The following is a 16,760-nucleotide window of genomic DNA, read 5'->3' on the forward strand; positions in this document are numbered from 1 at the left end:
ATCCCCTAGCCGGTTTTGCGTATCGACCGCACGATCGAATCGATGTCTTCTTTCTTCAATGAGTTCTTCAAGTCGATGTGACGTTCCACGACGAAGACCGCTACTTCCGCACTCGCATAGCCCGGCGTGGCGATGACGTCGAACTCCGCCGAGTCGGGCTCGCACGACGCCCGCTTCGGGATGTGGTAGATCGCGGCGGTGTAGCGCACAGCAGGCCTGCCGCCGATCTCGAACTCGATCGGTCCGCGAATCTCGACCGTCGGCCGTCCCCCGACCTTGGCATCACTGAACAACTGCGCTGTCTTGTCGATCTCTTGCCGCGCGGCCGACGCGACGTCGATACCGTTGCGGCCGGTGACGCCGACATAGGCCAGCTTCGAAGTGTCGATCTCCGGGCAATAGCCGACTCGGTACCTGCTCACCGCCGCATAGGTGGCGATCGTTGCCTGCCCGGCCTCGTCGACGAAGCCGAGTACCGTCTCGTTGCTCGCCATCCAATCCGTCCCGGACGGCACCGCGTAAGTGAGCCCGTATCGAGTCGGCACGGGCTGGGGCATTCCGTTCGACGCGGGAGTCGTCGACGGCGGAAATTCCAGGTACGGAAATCCCGGCGGCAGGGCCGGGTCGACCGGGCCAACGTTGCGTGGTGGCGGTCGCCACGCGGAAGCTGCGCTCTCGACCGAGTCCTGATTGTCCAGATGCGGATTCCCGGTCTGCGTGACGTACACCACGAAGCCCGCGGCGAAGCCGACCGCCAGGACAATGCGCACCAGCCGAATTCGCCAGCTCACCGGACCGCGGCGAATGAGATCGCGCAGGAACGGGCCGACGCGATGCCACTGATCCCACCCCAAGGTTCCCCTCCTACTGCAAATCGTTGGCAACGATAACATCGCCGCCGAGGCCGCCCCCGGCGTATGTCCCCGCTCCCGATACAGTCGGGTCAGCATCGTGCCGACGAGAGCGAGCGGCCGACGATTCATCGACCGGGTAGCTGCCCGGCGCGACAGGGGGACGATCCGAACGTGATCCAGCGACAGAGTTCATCGACAGCGGGCAGGCCATCGCGGCTCAGCCGTCGTACGCGGACCGTGGCGACCGGCTTGGGGCTCCTGGGCACCATTGGCATGCTCGCCGCCTGTTCCTCTGCTGAGCCTGGCGATGCCACGCCCACCAGTGCGGTCGCGGGTCCGGTGTCTTCGACGCCCGCGGCCGAGCCGGTGCCCGGCATCAAGGTGGCCGTACCGCCCGCCGCCGATCAGGTCGTGCCGCGGCTCGTCGCGTTCGATCCGTGTTTCCGGGTGCGTGATTCGCTCATCGATCAAGTCGGATTCGATCCGGGGAGTCGCGAACGGTATGTCGCCGAAGTGACGTCGATGACAACGTTGACCCATATCGGCTGCACCTTCCGCAGGGTTGCGACGGTCGACGGGGTAGAAGCCTTCACCGGATCCCTCTCCATTACGACGAACACAGACAAGGTCGCGGAGTTCGGCGAGAGCAAGCGGAACCAGGTGATCGGTACCGATCCGATCAATGGTCGACCGGCTGTTGTCTACCGATCGTCGGTGGCCATTCCCACCTGCGACGCCGCCGTCGAAGCACCGGACGGCACACTGCTTATCTCGCTGACCGTTCCGCCCGCACCCGTCCCGGTTCCCGAGGCGTGCAGCCAGATTCGCGAGATAGCGACCGTCATCGCGTCGGCACTGGACGGCTGAGGGGCGACGCAGGGGTCCGCCTGATTCACGCCAGTTCGTCGTCGGGACCGAGCACGATGCGCGGCGAGCGGGTCGGGTCCAGCCAGCGCAGGACGCGGAGCAGGTCGGGTCGGGCGAGGCTGACGCAACCCGAGGTGTCGTCGGACCCGTTGGCGTGCAAGAAGATTGCGCTGCCGGCGCCGGGGACGGGTGGCACGTTGTAGGTGATGAAGGCGAAGTAGGCGTATTGCGGGGTGACCTGCCATAGGGCTTCGCTGGCACCGCCTGGGTCGGCACCGTGGTGGAAGGTGTTGTAGCCGGGCGTGGACGGGTTGGCGTTCCACCAATCATCCACGGCTAGCACGTGATAGGGATAGTGGGTGCCGGGGTCGGGTTCGAGTCCGTAGAGGGTGTCGCCGAAGCCGTATGTGCCGGTTGGGGTTGATGGCTCCGATTCTCGATGGTGGTCGCTGAAGCCGTTTTCGCCGATTCTGGCGACCATCGCCGGGAACACCGGGTGCCAGTCGCCGTCGACCTTTTCGAATGTTTCCAACGTCGCGTAAGTGGTTGCGGCGGTGGGCGCGTGCACGATCACCGCCTGGCTGGTGGTCGGCGGAAGAGCGTGCAGCACGGGCTCGAGATCGGGACCGCCGCACACCGAACTCGTGGCTGCGACGACGCCCGAGACCAGGAGCCCGATGACGCACTGGGTGGCGGTCATGGGTGTCAGACCCAGGCGCCGATGGCGAGGAACGCGCAGATCAGCACGAACAGGATGCCCATCAGCGGCGCGACGAACCGCACGTAGCGGTCGTAGCGCACCTTCGCCAGGGCAATACCGCCGGTAACCACCGCCGTGGTCGGGGTGACCAGGTTGGCCCAGCCGGACGCCGACTGCCATGCGGTAACCACAAGGGAGCGCGGCACATTCGCGAAATCGGCCAGCGGCGCCATGATCGGCATCACGAGGGTGGCGTGGCCGGAACTGGACGGGATCAGGAAGCCCAGTGGAATATTCACCAGAAACACCGCGACCGCGAACAGCGCCGACGAGGTGCCGGTCACCACACCTTCCAGCGCATGCAGTGCGGTGCTGGTGATTTCGCTGTTGTTCATGATGACCGTCACGCCACGAGCCAGCACGATCACGATGCCCGCACCGACGAAGTCGCCGAAGCCCTTGCCGATCGCCTCGGACATCTTGTTCTCGCCAAGGCCGCCGACGAGCCCGATCAGCACCGCGCCGACCAGGAACAGCGCGGTGAGTTCGGGGAAGTACCAATCCAATTCCCACCCGAACCGCTCGGCCTCGGGTCCGTTGATCACCTCCGCCCACGGAATGATCGCGAAGATCATGAACGCGAAGGTGACCGCGACCAGCCAGAGCACCGCGGCCTGCCTGCGCGTCATCGGGTCCGGCGCGTGATCTTCGGCGCGCACGTCGCGGTCGCCGGGTTGCCAACCCGACCAAGACTTTTCGGGATCACGCTCGACTCGTCGCGCGTACCAGAGCACGTATCCGACGGTGACCGCGGTGAGCACCACCAGCATGGCGATGCGCAGCAGAATGCCGTCGCCGATGGGCACGCCGGCGGCCGAGGACGCGGTGCCGGTCGCGAACGGGTTGACGGTGGAGCACAACATGCCGATGCCTGCCCCGCAGATGATCGCGCCGACCGCCGTCATCCGGTCGTAGCCGAGCGCCAAGGTCAACGGCACCAATAGCGCGTAGAAGCCGAGGGTTTCCTCCGCGAATCCTTCCACTGTGCCCGCTATCGCGAACACCACCATGACGCCGACGATCAGCAGCGCGGACCGGCTGCGCAGCCGATAGGCCAGCTGCCCGATTCCGCTGTCGAGCGCGCCGGTGGCGAAGGCGACGGTGATGAACGCGCCGACGGCCAGCACGAACAGGAATACCGCCGCAGCGCCGTAGAGACTGCCGGACAGGTCGGGACCCACCTGCCCGGTCTTGGCATCCTGAATTCCGTAGAGCCCGTTGATCGGCGAGAGGAACAGGTCGCGCAGCCGCGCGCCGAAATTCTTGGCGTCCTCGACGCGGTGGTAGGTCCCGGCGATCGGGCGGCCCTTGTCATCGGTGTTGTAAGCGCCCGGCGGAATGATGAATGCCGCAAGCCAAACCAGCAGCGCGACACCGGCGAGGATCGTGTAGGTCGAGGGAAAGAACCACTTCTTGTGCGCTGACGGCTCGGATTCCGGTGCAGCCGTTACTGTTTCAACGTTGCTCATCGGCGAACCCCGGCAGCGAAGAGTGTGAAGAACTCTGGCGGCTGAACATCGTAATGCCCGTACAGCAGCACAGTCGGCGCACCCGGCGGTGCGGGGATACGCCCGTAGACGACCGGAGCGGTATCGGGCAGCTTCAACACCCGAATGTCATCGACCCCGGACTTTCGCAACTCATCGGCAACGCGATCGTGCGCGCGCTGCACGTTCTCGACGGGATAGTCGGGGAACGCGATAGAGGGGATCGACATCAACTCTTTGAGCAGATCCGTGAGCTCCGGCAGCAGATCACTGACGATCACACGCAGGTCACCGCGCTGGTTCATGCCGCACATGGAACCACTCATCGCGACCGCTGCAGCAAAGCCTCGGCGATGTTTATCCAACAGAGACCGAAGCAGCGGTGTCTTGTCACATCGTGCGGCAGCGGTCGGCGACAACCTGTTTCGGCAATGAAGCCGCGCCGACGCTCTTCCCGGTTTCGGTGGTGCAGTCGAAGGTTTCAACCGAGGCCTTTTCGGCCTCGGCTTCCACACCCCCGCCGAATCTGTTCGGCCAGAAGCTCGCTCGCTTGCGCTCGTCTGGCGCAGATTCCCCCTGATCATTCGTCCAGCCGTGGGCGTGGAGGGCGGCGCGGACGCGGTCGAGGATTACGTGCGGGCGGTGGCGGAGGAGGGTTGCGTTGACGCGAATCACTCGCTGGCGAATGACCGGATTCTGGGTGATGTCCGGGCGATCGCAGGTCGGCGGGGCCAGGTCGACCATCACCATTGAGCGGATCAGTACTGTACGAGTGACTGTAAGGACAAGGGAAACTACACCCTCACCGACAAGGCGGAACTGGTTATTGCCATTTGGTGCCGGGCTCGAAGTCATCCGGGCAATACTGCGGCTCCGAATAAGTGCGTGACTGCATCGGACAACGCAAATCCTCCATCGAGCCCGCCCTGAGGCGGTTCGGGCTAAATCTCGCGTTGTTCGGAACACTTCTCGTCAACTCAGGAGGTTAGGTGCTCACATCGCGTTCGTGCCGCATGATCGCTGTGCTCGGAGCAACCGCAGCCATGCTGCTCACCCCCGGAACCGTGGCGTACGGATCCCCCAACTCTAAGGCTGCCAGTGGCTGCGAAAGGGACCGAGAATTAGAGCAAAAGTCAACAGGACATACACGACTCGTCCCGCGGTGCGACGAGAATGGCGACTACGCGGCTCTCCAGTGCCACGAAGGCAGTAGGTTCTGCGCGTGCTGGAGGCCAGACGGTACACCGATCACGCAGCCGTCGACGAAGATTCGCGGCTGTGACGACATAGTCGCACGTGATCGGCGTGAACACCCGAATAGATATCCCTAATCTCCCTCGGCCCAGGCAGTCGTGCCTGCTGTTGAAGAGCACCCTAACCAACCGCTGATAACGATAAGTGTCGTACGGTTTTGTCAGCACACGGTGTCCTCGGTGCTGGGCGTTACCCATAACGGCCTAGAAAGAGGGTTCGGTGATGATCGACGATCAAGCAGACGTCACGCGCGGGCAAGACCCGTTCGACGACGGTTTGTGGGACGCGGTCGCCTCGACGTTCGCGCGGCACACCGGACGGCGCGCGGCGATCGCCGCGAACGGTGTCGGGTTCGTCCTGGTCGCGGTGCAGCTGGTCGTGCTCAGCATTCCGTGGACCGGCGGCCATTCGCACTTCAAGCATGACGCCGTCGTGGTGAGCACCGTCGGTGTGGTGTTCTTCGGCCTCGCGGTGACAATCGGGGTTTATCGCGGCGAACGTCGAGCCGATCGAGCGTTCGGCTGGGTGCGTGAACGGCGCGTGCCAACGGCGCAGGAAAGGTCGTTGACGCTGAGTTTTCCCTGGTCCGAGGCGGTCGACGAGTTCGGTGGCTGGCTTATCGCGGCGATTACGACGGCCGTCGTGCACGCGGTCCTGCAGTACCCGGTGCTGTACACGGTGCGCGTCGTGCTCATTGTCATGCTCGGTGGGCTCACCAGCGGTGCGCTGTCGTACCTGCTGCTGGAACGGGTTGCCCGGCCGACCCTGCGGGTTGTCCTCGGCGGCGAGGCGCCGCCCGCCGGTGCCGTGCTCGGACTACGCGGGCGACTACTGCTGGCTTGGTTACTCAGTGGCGCCATCCCCGTGGTGCTACTGGGAACCGCGCCGCTCGGTCTGACCGCTGAAGAGCGGGCTTGGCTGCCGGTGTCACTGGCCGTGCTCGCGGCGCTGAGCGTCATCGCGGGCCTCGCCTTCACCGCCGCGATGGCCTGGTCGCTGATCGAGCCGGTAATCGGACTGCAGGCGGCGCAACGACGGGTGCAGGCGGGCGACCTGACCGCGCAGATCCCGGTCGACTACGGCGGCGAGGTCGGGCAGCTGCAGGCCGGGTTCAACCACATGGTCGAGGGAATGCGCGAACGGGAACGGCTGCATGACCTGTTCGGCCGCCACGTCGGCACCGAGGTCGCCCGCTTCGCGCTGACCGGCGACGTGCGCGTCGGCGGCGAGCGGCGCCCGGCCAGCGTGCTGTTCGTCGACTTGATCGGGTCGACCGCGCTGGCCCAGCGGCTGGCTCCGGAAGCCATGGTGACGATGCTCAACGACATGTTCGCGGCAGTTGTGGGCTGCGTCGGCGCCGAGGGCGGTTGGGTGAACAAGTTCGAGGGCGATGCCGCGCTGTGCGTATTCGGCCCACCCGACAACACCGTCGGGCACGCCGCCGCAGTGCTGCGCGCCGCACGATCGCTGCGGACCGCGCTGGCCGCCCTCGCCGAGCATTATCCCGAACTCGACGCCGCGATCGGGGTGTCGACCGGTGTTGTCGTGGCAGGCAATATCGGCGCCGAGCATCGCTACGAGTACACGGTGATCGGCGACCCGGTCAATGTCGCGGCCCGCCTCACCGAACAAGCCAAGCTGGTGCCCGAGCGAATCCTGGTCGCCTACGACACGATCGCCGATGCGGCCGACGAAGCCCGGTGGTGGCAGCCGCACAACACGCTGATGCTGCGCGGCCGCTCCACGCCGACCAAGACCTTCGCACCGGTCCCGGTCAACGACCCGACGGGGGCGCGGGCCTGAGCTGCTCGAGAGTTGCCGAGAGCTCGTACTCGGCGAGTACCCGCTGGACCAGTTCGGTGAGCTGCTCGGCGTCGACCAGCTTCGGCGCGTGAAAACCGTTGACGCGCAACGTCATTTCCCCGCCGGATTCGAAGAGCGACACGTAAAGATTGCCGCCGCGCTCGGTTACGACGGCGCGCGAGTCGAGGCTCTGATTCACCAGGCCGAGCCTGATCGTCGAGGCCGGGCCGCCGTCGATGCCGAGCATCGCGGGGTCGATTTCGCCGAGATTGGAACACACCGAGACGGTCGCGTCGGCGGCGACCTTGCGCACCAGCACCGCGAACAACCGGCGCGGTAGCGCGATCGCGAGCGGAATCAACGGTGGCGCAGGCTGTCCCACCGCCGCGCCCAGCTTCTCCTTCATCAGCGCGCGCAACGGTGCCAAGTCGGTCAGCATGCCGTCCCGGAGGTCCACCTCGAAATCAATGGAGGACAAGGCATTCGCGCGACGATCCGCCTCGGTGCGGGTACTGACCGGCATCATTATGCGCGCCCGGCCCTGGTCGTCGGTGCGACCGATCTCGGTGGCGATGGCCGCGGTCACCGCGACCGCCAACGTGGTGGCCGAGCCGCCGCGGGTTCGGGCGGCCGCATGCCACAGTGGCGCCGGAACCGTCGCGTCGACCGACGGCAGGTGGAAGTTCGGGTCTTCCTCGGTGCACCCTTTGGCTTCGCCACGCTGGGCAACCATCATCTGCACCGCCAGGCCGACGGCCTGCACCAGCACCCGGCCGCGGCGCGCGGCATCGCGAAAATCACCGGACAGCAAACGCATTCGCCCGAATTCATCCGACCTATAGTCCAGGTCGAAGGACTTTCCCGCGACCGCCTCCGCAACCGCGTCGCAGAATGCGCGACCATCGGCGATAGTGTGCGAAGCCAGCAGCGATACCGCGCTTTCGCCGTTATCGCACGCGGTCACCGCCAACCGCCACGCCGGACCGCCGAAGGTCTGCAATTCCGCGCGGCCCTGCTCGGCGATCCACGTCGCCAACTCACCATGTGGAATAGGCGCCTCGGTCACCTCGACCGGACCGAATTCCGCCCGCGCACTCCACCGGTCACCCGCTGCCGGAATCGTCGCGGCCGCGACCACCCGCCCCAACCTGCCGTCCTGCAACGCGGCGTGAAAATCCATAAGTCCGGCCATATCCACCGGACGGTCGTAGCGCCAGACCGCCTGTATCGCCAAGGTCCCACCCAACGCGGAATGCCCCCGCGCACTGACACAATCTATGTCGCCCAGTCGGTACGCCATCGTAAATCTCCCTCGAGTTGCCGCAGCAGCTACAGCGGTGCTGGGCTGCCCGGCCGGACAGCACATCCGGCCTGGCAACCCTGCGGTCAACCCTGTATCGGTAGGACGGCCCGCTCTGTATCACCTCAACTGACTGAGGTTGTAGATCGTGCTGCCGCCGACTGTTGTCGCCGTGAAATTAGCTTTCACCCAGGCGGTGATTTCGCTTGAACTGCCCTCGGACTCGTGATCCGGTCCGTGTCCCTGGGCGTCGTCGGCGATGAAGTACTTGATGTCGCCGTTCGCGACGTACTGCTGGAACTGTGCCAGGGTCGGCGAGTTGTCACTGCCGGTGAATCCGCCGATCGCCATGATCGATGTGCCGGTGGCGAGTTCGAGGCTGCCTGCGGTATGTGCGCCGATAGTTGCTGCGGCCCAGCGACCGTTGGTGTTCTTCAGTAGTTCCTGCAACGCGGTGTTGTTGTTCGACACCGAGCTGCCCGGTCCGCCGTCGTCGTGATTGCCTGCCCGGTCGGTGGTCTCGGTGTCGGAGGTTTTCCCCGGCATTTCGCCGGACCCTCCTGCGCCTGGCCCGCCCCCGCCGGGTCCACCTGCACCCGGCCCACCTGCACCCGGCTCAGCTGCACCGGTTCCTCCTGTGGCTGGGCTTCCTGCGCCGGTTCCTCCTGCGCCTGGCCCGCCGCCGAATCCGCCGTCGGTGACCGGGCCGGAAGTCGGAATGGAGCCGGTGTGTGGCGTCGCCGCCGTTTGGATCGCGTAGGCGGTCTGCCCCGCCAGCCCGAACAACATTCCAGCGATCGCGACGACGGCAGTGAACCTGCCGAGTCGGTGCGCGCCGAATACGACGATCGCGGCTACCACTATCGAGCCGATCAGCACGATCCAGCGCAGCGCCGGATACCAGTCAGGGGTGCGGTCCAACAGGACGAAATTCCAGACACCAGTTGTCACGGACATAACGCCGAGCACGAGGCGGGTGAGCATCGACTGCTTGCCGCGCCACATTTCGACCACCGTGATCCCCACCAGCGCGGCGATGGCAGGCGCGAGGGCGACCGTGTAATACGGATGAATTGTGCCCTGCATGAAGCTGAACACGATGCCGGTCACGAAAAGCCAACCGCCCCAAAGCAATAGAGCTGCACGACCGCGCCCGACGCGGGGACTGCGGCGGGTGAACCACAGTCCGGCCGCCAGACCGATCAGTGCTGCGGGCAGGAGCCAGGAGATCTCGGTGCCCATCGAGGCACCGAACAACCGGGTGATTCCGGTACTGCCGCCGAATGCGGTGCCACCACCTCCGCCACCACCACCGTTGCCCGAACCACCGAGCACCCGGCCGAGCCCGTTGTAGCCGAGGGCGAGATCGAGCAGGCTGTTGTTGGTCGATCCGCCGATAAAGGGGCGGGAATCACTAGGCCACAAACTCACCAGAACGACGAACCAGCCACCCGAAACCACCAGCGCGACAACGGATCCGAGTAGCTTTCCGATCCGATGCCACAGACTGATCGGAGCCGCCACCAGGAAAACCAGCCCGAACGCGGGCAGCACCAGGAACGCCTGCAACATCTTGGTCAGGAAGCCGAACCCGACCGCGACGCCCGCCGGCGCAAGCCAACGCCCGCTGCCGTTCTCGGTCGCGCGGACCGTGCAATACGCCGCCGCAACCAACAGCAGCACCAGCAGTGCATCCGGGTTGTTGAACCGAAACATCAGCGCCGCAACAGGAGTCAGCGCCAGCACCACACCGGCGAGCAGCCCGGCGGCCGGACCGTTCCACCGCCGCACGGCGCCGTACAGCAACCCGACCGAAGCCACTCCCATCAACGCTTGCGGCAGCAGCATCGAGAACGAGCTGAAACCAAAAAGCCTGCCGGACAAGCCCATCACCCACAACGATGCGGGTGGCTTATCGACCGTGATGGCATTGCCCGCGTCCAGCGAACCGAACAGCAACGCCTTCCAGCTCTGCGTGCCCGCCTGCACCGCGGCCGCGTAGAAGTCGTTGGCCCAACCGGATCGGCTCAGTCCCCACAGATAGAGCACCGCGGTAGCAGCCAACAACAGCCACAGCCCGGGCCGCGCCCACCTCGGCTGAGCAGGCGAACCGTATAGCAGCCGGGTCACTCGCGACTCATCGTTGGCCGGGCCGTCGATATCGGAGGACGCAGCATCGAACTCCGTGCGAGGTCTCGAGGTAGCTGTAGTCATCTAACGATCGTTGATGAACGGTGTGGGTCGGATCTTTGCGTGAGCTGTGCGTTCCCTGTGCGCCGAAGCCGACGCGAGACCTCGCAGCAATTCATAGCTGACGCATAGCTTCGTCCCATCTCGGGCAAACATCGGGCTCCAACGATTGCTGTGTCGGCCCGAGAGGTCGACGGTCTCGAAGCCGAGATCCGCCAGAACCGCAGCCGCAGCCGGGTCCGGGCCCACAGCCCGTCGGTCACGGCTTCTGGGCCTTCGGCCAGTGGGTCGCGCTGCCCTGATTCTCGAACCGGCGAAAGTCCCTATGCCCCTTGGACGTAGGGACTTTCGCCGGGTAGCCGGATGGTGAAGACGGTGTCGCCGGGGACGCTCGTCACCGCGAGCTCGCCACCGTGGGCTTTGATCACCGCGTCGGCGATCGCCAGGCCGAGTCCGGTGCTCCCGGCCCGCCGCGAACGGGACGAATCGCCACGGGTGAAGCGCTCGAAGATCGCCGGTTGCAGGGCCGCCGGGATCCCTGGTCCGTTGTCGCGCACCCGCCACTGTGCGCCGGAGCCGTCGCGTTCCAGCGAGACGGTGACGACGGTGCCGGGGCCGGTGTGCGTGCGCGCGTTGGCGAGGAGATTGCCGAGTACTTGATGCAGCCGCACCGCATCGCCGGTGATCAGCACCGGCTCATCGGGCAGGTCGAGGTCCCAGCGATGGTCCGGGCCCGCGATGTGCGCGTCGCTCACCGCGTCGATGGTGAGCCGGGACAGGTCGACCGGCTCGTGTTCCAGCGGACGTCCGGAGTCCAGCCGTGCCAGCAGAAACATGTCCTCGACCAGTGCGCTCATCCGATGCGCCGCGGCGTCGACCCGGCTCAGCGCATCGATCTCGCCGGGCGGTTCGCTCCGATCACGTTGTGCCAGTTCGGTATAGCCGCGAATGGCGGCGAGCGGCGTGCGCAGCTCGTGACTGGCGTCGGCCAGGAACTGGCGCACGCGGGTCTCGCTGTCGTGCCGCGCCGACAGCGCCCCGGCGATGTGCTCGAGCATCCGGTTCACCGCGGCACCTAGCTGACCGACCTCGGTCCGCGGATCGGCGTCGATCGAAACCCGTACGGGCAGTGTCACTTCCCCGCGATCCAACTGCAAATCGGCCACCTGGGACGCGGTGGCCGCGACGCGGTCCAACGGCAGGAGTGCGCGGCGAATAAGCCAGATGCCCGCAGTGATCGCGATCAGCACAGCGGTCGCGATAGCTGCCAGCAGAATGCCCACCACCCACGTCAGGGTCGCGTCGACCGAGGCAAGCGGAAGTGCGGTGACCACGGTCGTGCCCCGCCAGGTCGGATCCGCGATCACGCGATAGTGGCCCTGTCCGTCGATGCTCAGCGATCTCGGCTTGCCGTCCGCGACGACCGTGGCGAGCTGCCGGCGTGCGGCATCCGACAGCGCGGACTCCGTGCCGTCCGAGCCGATTTTCCCTGCGGCGGTGACGGTTCCGTGGTCGACGGCCGCGCCGATCGCATCCGGCTGGATGCCGCGCCGATCCAGAAAATCGGGGCCCGGCCCCGGTGGCGCATCAGGTGGCGGTAACCGGACACCATCGTATGGGACGCCGAGACTGGGCCCGCCGCCCGCGCCACCGACCGAGTGATTCTGCGCGATGACCAACTCGGTGTCGAGCTGATGTACCAGAAACTGTTGCAGCGCAAACACTGTCGCGGCACCGATGCCGACGACCACCGTCGCGAGCAACAGCAACTGACCGACCAGCAGGCGCGCACGCAGCGACCAGCGGCGCGGTGACCACCGTCGCCGCGGCTCAGTCCGCAGGCTTGAGGACATATCCCGAACCGCGCAGGGTGTGGATCATCGGTGCCCGCCCACTGTCGATCTTCTTGCGCAGATACGACACGTACAGCTCGACGATGTTGGATCGGCCGCCGAAGTCGTAGCTCCACACGCGATCCAGGATCAGCGACTTGCTCAGCACCCGCCTCGGGTTGTGCACGAACAGGCGCAGCAGCTCGAATTCGGTGGAGGTCAACGTGATCGGCTCGCCGCCCCGCAGCACCTCATAGGTGTCCTCGTCCAGCACCAGATCGCCGACCACGATCCGAGCGCCGCTGTCCGGCGCGCTCACCCCGGTGCGCCGCAGCAACGCGCGCAACCGCAGAATCAGCTCCTCGATGCTGAACGGCTTGGTGACGTAATCGTCGCCACCGGCGGTCAACCCGGCAATGCGGTCCTCCACAGCGTCTTTCGCAGTAAGCAACAGCACCGGCAGTTGCGGCATCCGCTCGCGCAACTTGGCGAGCACCTCGAGCCCAGTCATATCCGGCAGCATCACATCCAGCACCACCACGTCCGGACGAGTCTCGCGCCCGATGGTCACCGCGCTGCGCCCGTCACTCGCCGAACTGACCTCCCACCCCTCATACCGCAGCGCCATCGACAGCATCTCCGCCAACATCGGCTCGTCATCGACCACCAGCACCTGAACCGAACTACCGTCCGCCCGGCGCATGGCGATTCGCTCGGTCGGGCTGGTAGCAGTCGTCGGCGGCATCATCCCATCGTGGGCTGATCAGCTACGCCCCCGCTGTGTCCCAGCTGTGTGGTTCGTGTGAGCGCCGGGCTGCTACGGACCGCGCACCAGCGCTCGGCGTGCTCGTGTCCGACCTCGGCCATGTGGTGGGCGATGACGGTGCCCAGGAGCGCGGTGACGAGCTGAGCGTGTGCACGCCCGACCGTGACCAACGCCGAGTCCCATAGCCTCGCCACCTCCCCGGAGGTGTAGCGATTCGCTAAGTTCGTGACTACCTCGTCGAACACCGCTGCCGCACCCCCCAAGGCGGTGGCCGCCGCCAGCGGCCGGTAGCCCGCGAAATGCTTGCGTAGCAATGCCATCGCGTCTCCATGTAGGACATCGTCGGAGCGAACCGGTACGCAGTCGAGGTCGAGGATTCCCCAGGACCAACCAGCGAGACCGGTTGGCGGAATGGGTTGACGATGCAGTCCGGGCCGTCGGGTGTGGTGACGGCACACGTTCGTGCGGCTGCTGGTCGGGAGCCGCCGTGCGGTTCGGTCATGGCGATTCCGGCGAGTTCGCCGGTGCGCAGCCGGGGTATCCATCGTTGCCGCGTTGCCGGACTGCCGTGGCGTGCGATCAGGGCACCGTGCCCGAGACCGGTAGCGTCGCGGAGATCGATATCTCGGTAACCGCACACAAACTGTGCCAGCAACGCGAAAAGCGCTGGGTGCCTCCATCAGTGGGGCAAACCCGAAGACTGCTACCGAGCGCTGCTGGCCGCCGAACACGCCGCACCTGACGAAGTCCGCTACCGCAAGCCGATACAGCAGATCACCACCAGCCTGCTCCGCCATCCAGCCGCACAGGCGATGCCTGGTCTACAAGCCTTCGCCAAGCGCACCGGCGCGACCTCTGTCCCGACAAGTAATCATTGACCCAGGTGCGGGGGATCCTGCCCGGCCCCACCCTGACCCTGCCGCGCTTCGACGACCGCCTGGTGCGGACCGAAGGGTAGGCCAGCGCTCCTGGCACGATGTTGTCGCCGCGGCCATCATGGCTGGGTGTCTTCGTTTCGTTTGGTCGAACCGCCGCTGTTCACTCGTCTGCGGGACGCTTCCAGGGTGCTGATAGCCGGGGCAGGAGGCGGATTCGATGTGTACGGTGGCCTGCCGCTCGCCGTGGCGCTCGAAGGGCTCGGCAAGAAGGTGCACTTGGCGAACTTGTCGTTCAGCGACCTGCGCCGCACCCCGCTCGACGACTGGCTTGCGCCGGGTGTCGCCGCTGTTCACCCTGAGACCGACGGCAACGATGACTACTTCCCCGAACGCACCCTGGCCCGCTGGCTGGCGAGTACCGATCGCGAACCAATCGTGTACGCCTTCCCCAAGTCCGGCGTCCGCCCCTTGCGTGCTGCCTATCGCGCGCTCATCGATCATCTCGACGCGGACGCGTTGGTGCTCATCGACGGTGGCACCGACATCCTGCTCCGCGGCGATGAGGCCGAGCTCGGTACGCCGCATGAGGACATGACCAGCCTCGCGGCCGTGGCGGGTCTGGACGACATCGCCCGCGTCGTGGTGTCGATCGGGTTCGGCATCGACGCCTATCACGGTGTCTGCCACGCCCACGTCTTGGAGAATCTCGCTGCGCTGCAACGCAAGAACGCATTCCTCGGCGCGTTCTCCATACCGCCGAACAGCCCGGAAGCGGCAGCCTACCTCGCCGCCGTCAGCCACTGCCTGACCGAAACTCCATTGCGCCCCAGCATCGTTCACTCCCAGATCGCGGATGCGTTGCGCGGCAAGTTCGGCGATACCCATGCCACCGACCGCACCTGCGGCACAGAGCTGTTCGTGAACCCGCTGATGGCGATGTACCTGTCCGTAGACCTCCCCGCCCTCGCACGCAGTGTCGAATACCTACCGCTGCTCGAGCCCACCGACGACGCCGACCAGGTAGCCCAGATCATCGAAGCCCACCTGACAACCCGCCCAAAACCCCGCCCGCACAGCCCCATTCCGCACTGACACGGTACTAACTTGTGCGCGGCGCCACCCCGCGGCCAGATGGTCGCCTGCCGCGCACGTTGCCGCTGGTCGCGCACGAAATCGTCAGCAATCTTGCGCGCGTGAGACTAATCCGCACGCGGCAGCTGCGCCATGCTCCGCGACCGGGACCAGGCTGGGCGGTCAGCTGCGTTGATCGCTCGGGGTGTACGGGATGTTGAGGGCGTTGTTTTCGTCGACGCGGATGGGGCGGCCGAGTTGGGGGAAGGCGCGTTGGGCGCAGGCTGGGCGTTCACAGACTTTGCAGCCGGGGCCGATCGGGATGGCGGTGCTGGGGTCATCGATCGGAAGGCCGTGGGAGTACACGAGTTTGTGCGCGTAGCTGAGGTCGCAGCCGAGGCCGATGGCGAAGTCGCGTTTGGGTGAGAGGTAGCCGGGGGTGCTTTCGTCGGTGGTGCGGGCCAGCCACAGGTAGCGGCGGCCGTCGGGCATCTGGGCGATCTGGGTTCGGATGCGGCCTGGTGTCGCGAACGCCTCGTGCACCACCCACAGTGGGCAGCTACCGCCGACCCGGGAGAAGTGAAAGGCGGTGGCGGACTGGCGTTTCGAGATATTGCCTGCCCGGTCGGTGCGGACGAACAAGAACGGCACACCGCGTCGGCCGCGCCGTTGCAGGGTGGACAATCGGTGGCTGACGGTTTCGAAACCGACCTCGAATTTCGTCGACAGTAGATCGATGTCGTAGCGCAGCGCCTCGGCGGCATCGTGAAACGCGGTGTAGGGCAGGATCAATGCTCCGGCGAAGTAGTTGGCCAGCCCGACGCGCAGCAGGCCGCGCGACTGTGCGGCCAGCGAATCGGCCCGCGCGATGATCGCGTCGATGGTGTCGGCCTGGGTGAGGAACGCCAGTTGGGTCGCGAGCTGGAACGCACGTTGCCCGGCCGAGAGCCGGCGAGCAAGGGTGAGAATTCGGGTGGCAGGGTCGAAGGTGCGCTTCGGGCCGGGCTGATCAGGATCATCGGTGCGGATCACGACCGCGATGTCATGTTCCTCCCGCAGCAATCGGGTCAGCTGCAGATCCAATCCACCGAGTGTGAATCCGCGACGGGTGAACAGTTCCTCGGCGGCGGCGTCCAGATCCGGGATGTGGTTGCGATGGTCGTAGAAGAAATCGCGGACATCCTCGTACGGCATGCCGGTGCCCGCTTCGTGTGAATGCGGGTCGATACCGGCGGAGACACGTTCGAGCTGTTCGGTGGCCCCACGCAACCGACGGTGCATGCCGACCAGCACCCTCGCCGCGGCGGGGATGCGGGAGACGAGTTCATCGATCTCGGTGGTCGTGATGGTCACTCCGTCGGGATCCTCGGCGAAGACCTCCTGCAGATCGGCGAGCAACCGCGCGTCGGTGTCGGCGGCGAAGAACTGCATATCCAGATCGAAGGTCGAGTTGAGTCGCAGCAGCACCGGCACGGTCAACGGTCGCTGGTCGTTCTCCAGCTGATTGATGTAACTGACCGACAGCCCGAGCGTGCTGGCCATCCCGGTCTGGGTCAGCCCCCGCTGCTCACGCAGCGCGCGCATTCGACCGCCCGCATACATCTTCTGCATAACTGGAAATCTAGCACCGCCGTCTTACACAACTTCCACAAATTCACAGGCAGACTTCCACAAATATAGGCATTTGCGAGGTGTTTC

General features: G+C 65.9%; 14 protein-coding genes. 3 read left to right on the plus strand and 11 right to left on the minus strand.

Features of this window, described 5'->3' with window-relative positions; genetic code table 11:
- Window positions 1–5: 5 nt before the first annotated feature.
- Entirely contained in the window at window positions 6–854 is an 849-nt protein-coding gene (locus tag ACIBK2_RS03425) for a hypothetical protein (RefSeq protein WP_396963171.1), read from the minus strand.
- A gap of 273 nt (window positions 855–1,127) precedes the next feature.
- On the opposite strand from ACIBK2_RS03425, the gene ACIBK2_RS03430 reads away from it, so the two are divergent.
- Window positions 1,128–1,721 (plus strand): DUF3558 domain-containing protein, encoded by a 594-nt coding sequence (locus ACIBK2_RS03430; protein ID WP_396964018.1) that lies wholly within the window; start codon window positions 1,128–1,130, stop codon window positions 1,719–1,721.
- Window positions 1,722–1,746: 25 nt separating this feature from the next.
- On the opposite strand, the gene ACIBK2_RS03435 is transcribed toward ACIBK2_RS03430, so the two are convergent.
- The 4 genes from ACIBK2_RS03435 to ACIBK2_RS03450 form a co-directional block, all read right to left on the minus strand.
- Complete coding sequence (locus ACIBK2_RS03435) at window positions 1,747–2,421, minus strand: L,D-transpeptidase family protein (RefSeq protein ID WP_396963173.1); 675 nt, start codon at window positions 2,419–2,421, stop codon at window positions 1,747–1,749.
- A 5-nt stretch (window positions 2,422–2,426) separates the two neighbouring features.
- The gene (locus tag ACIBK2_RS03440; RefSeq protein WP_396963175.1) at window positions 2,427–3,950 is read right to left on the minus strand and encodes a YfcC family protein; all 1,524 of its coding nucleotides are present in this window, start codon (window positions 3,948–3,950) and stop codon (window positions 2,427–2,429) included.
- Window positions 3,947–4,273 (minus strand): hypothetical protein, encoded by a 327-nt coding sequence (locus tag ACIBK2_RS03445; RefSeq protein ID WP_396963177.1) that lies wholly within the window; start codon window positions 4,271–4,273, stop codon window positions 3,947–3,949. Before ACIBK2_RS03445 ends, ACIBK2_RS03440 begins: the two co-directional genes overlap by 4 nt.
- A gap of 85 nt (window positions 4,274–4,358) precedes the next feature.
- On the minus strand, window positions 4,359–4,823 hold the full coding sequence (locus ACIBK2_RS03450) for a hypothetical protein (protein WP_396963179.1): 465 nt from the start codon (window positions 4,821–4,823) through the stop codon (window positions 4,359–4,361).
- A gap of 621 nt (window positions 4,824–5,444) precedes the next feature.
- Here ACIBK2_RS03450 and ACIBK2_RS03455 point away from each other — a divergent pair.
- Window positions 5,445–7,025, plus strand: a complete 1,581-nt coding sequence (locus ACIBK2_RS03455; protein WP_396964020.1) for an adenylate/guanylate cyclase domain-containing protein — start codon at window positions 5,445–5,447, stop codon at window positions 7,023–7,025.
- On the opposite strand, the gene ACIBK2_RS03460 is transcribed toward ACIBK2_RS03455, so the two are convergent.
- From ACIBK2_RS03460 to ACIBK2_RS03480, 5 genes are all read right to left on the minus strand, one after another.
- Window positions 6,997–8,325 (minus strand): hypothetical protein, encoded by a 1,329-nt coding sequence (locus tag ACIBK2_RS03460; protein ID WP_396963181.1) that lies wholly within the window; start codon window positions 8,323–8,325, stop codon window positions 6,997–6,999. The two genes, ACIBK2_RS03455 and ACIBK2_RS03460, sit on opposite strands and share 29 nt — an antisense overlap.
- 120 nt (window positions 8,326–8,445) lie before the next feature.
- The gene (locus ACIBK2_RS03465; RefSeq protein ID WP_396963183.1) at window positions 8,446–10,539 is read right to left on the minus strand and encodes an ArnT family glycosyltransferase; all 2,094 of its coding nucleotides are present in this window, start codon (window positions 10,537–10,539) and stop codon (window positions 8,446–8,448) included.
- 299 nt (window positions 10,540–10,838) lie between these two features.
- Window positions 10,839–12,368: a sensor histidine kinase gene (locus ACIBK2_RS03470; RefSeq protein WP_396963185.1), complete on the minus strand. Its 1,530-nt coding sequence runs from the start codon at window positions 12,366–12,368 to the stop codon at window positions 10,839–10,841.
- Window positions 12,346–13,050 (minus strand): response regulator transcription factor, encoded by a 705-nt coding sequence (locus ACIBK2_RS03475; protein WP_396964022.1) that lies wholly within the window; start codon window positions 13,048–13,050, stop codon window positions 12,346–12,348. Before ACIBK2_RS03475 ends, ACIBK2_RS03470 begins: the two co-directional genes overlap by 23 nt.
- A 41-nt stretch (window positions 13,051–13,091) precedes the next feature.
- Window positions 13,092–13,433, minus strand: a complete 342-nt coding sequence (locus ACIBK2_RS03480; protein ID WP_396963187.1) for a hypothetical protein — start codon at window positions 13,431–13,433, stop codon at window positions 13,092–13,094.
- Between the two features lie 684 nt (window positions 13,434–14,117).
- On the opposite strand from ACIBK2_RS03480, the gene ACIBK2_RS03485 reads away from it, so the two are divergent.
- On the plus strand, window positions 14,118–15,083 hold the full coding sequence (locus tag ACIBK2_RS03485) for a DUF1152 domain-containing protein (protein ID WP_396963189.1): 966 nt from the start codon (window positions 14,118–14,120) through the stop codon (window positions 15,081–15,083).
- A gap of 162 nt (window positions 15,084–15,245) precedes the next feature.
- Here the strand turns inward: ACIBK2_RS03485 and ACIBK2_RS03490 are convergent, their stop codons facing one another.
- Window positions 15,246–16,673, minus strand: coding sequence for a short-chain fatty acyl-CoA regulator family protein (locus ACIBK2_RS03490; protein WP_396963191.1), 1,428 nt, complete (start codon window positions 16,671–16,673; stop codon window positions 15,246–15,248).
- Window positions 16,674–16,760: the final 87 nt, after the last annotated feature.

The organism is Nocardia sp. NPDC050175 (assembly GCF_044459885.1).
Lineage (GTDB): Bacteria > Actinomycetota > Actinomycetes > Mycobacteriales > Mycobacteriaceae > Nocardia.

Coding starts and splice junctions, on each gene's coding strand:
- ACIBK2_RS03440 (WP_396963175.1), bottom strand. CDS start 3,950: ATGAGCAACGTTGAAACAGTAACGGCTGCACCGGAATCCGAGCCGTCA.
- ACIBK2_RS03465 (WP_396963183.1), bottom strand. CDS start 10,539: ATGACTACAGCTACCTCGAGACCTCGCACGGAGTTCGATGCTGCGTCC.
- ACIBK2_RS03490 (WP_396963191.1), bottom strand. CDS start 16,673: ATGCAGAAGATGTATGCGGGCGGTCGAATGCGCGCGCTGCGTGAGCAG.
- ACIBK2_RS03470 (WP_396963185.1), bottom strand. CDS start 12,368: ATGTCCTCAAGCCTGCGGACTGAGCCGCGGCGACGGTGGTCACCGCGC.
- ACIBK2_RS03460 (WP_396963181.1), bottom strand. CDS start 8,325: ATGGCGTACCGACTGGGCGACATAGATTGTGTCAGTGCGCGGGGGCAT.
- ACIBK2_RS03445 (WP_396963177.1), bottom strand. CDS start 4,273: ATGAACCAGCGCGGTGACCTGCGTGTGATCGTCAGTGATCTGCTGCCG.
- ACIBK2_RS03435 (WP_396963173.1), bottom strand. CDS start 2,421: ATGACCGCCACCCAGTGCGTCATCGGGCTCCTGGTCTCGGGCGTCGTC.
- ACIBK2_RS03475 (WP_396964022.1), bottom strand. CDS start 13,050: ATGCGCCGGGCGGACGGTAGTTCGGTTCAGGTGCTGGTGGTCGATGAC.
- ACIBK2_RS03430 (WP_396964018.1), top strand. CDS start 1,128: ATGCTCGCCGCCTGTTCCTCTGCTGAGCCTGGCGATGCCACGCCCACC.
- ACIBK2_RS03455 (WP_396964020.1), top strand. CDS start 5,445: ATGATCGACGATCAAGCAGACGTCACGCGCGGGCAAGACCCGTTCGAC.
- ACIBK2_RS03450 (WP_396963179.1), bottom strand. CDS start 4,823: ATGACTTCGAGCCCGGCACCAAATGGCAATAACCAGTTCCGCCTTGTC.
- ACIBK2_RS03480 (WP_396963187.1), bottom strand. CDS start 13,433: ATGGCATTGCTACGCAAGCATTTCGCGGGCTACCGGCCGCTGGCGGCG.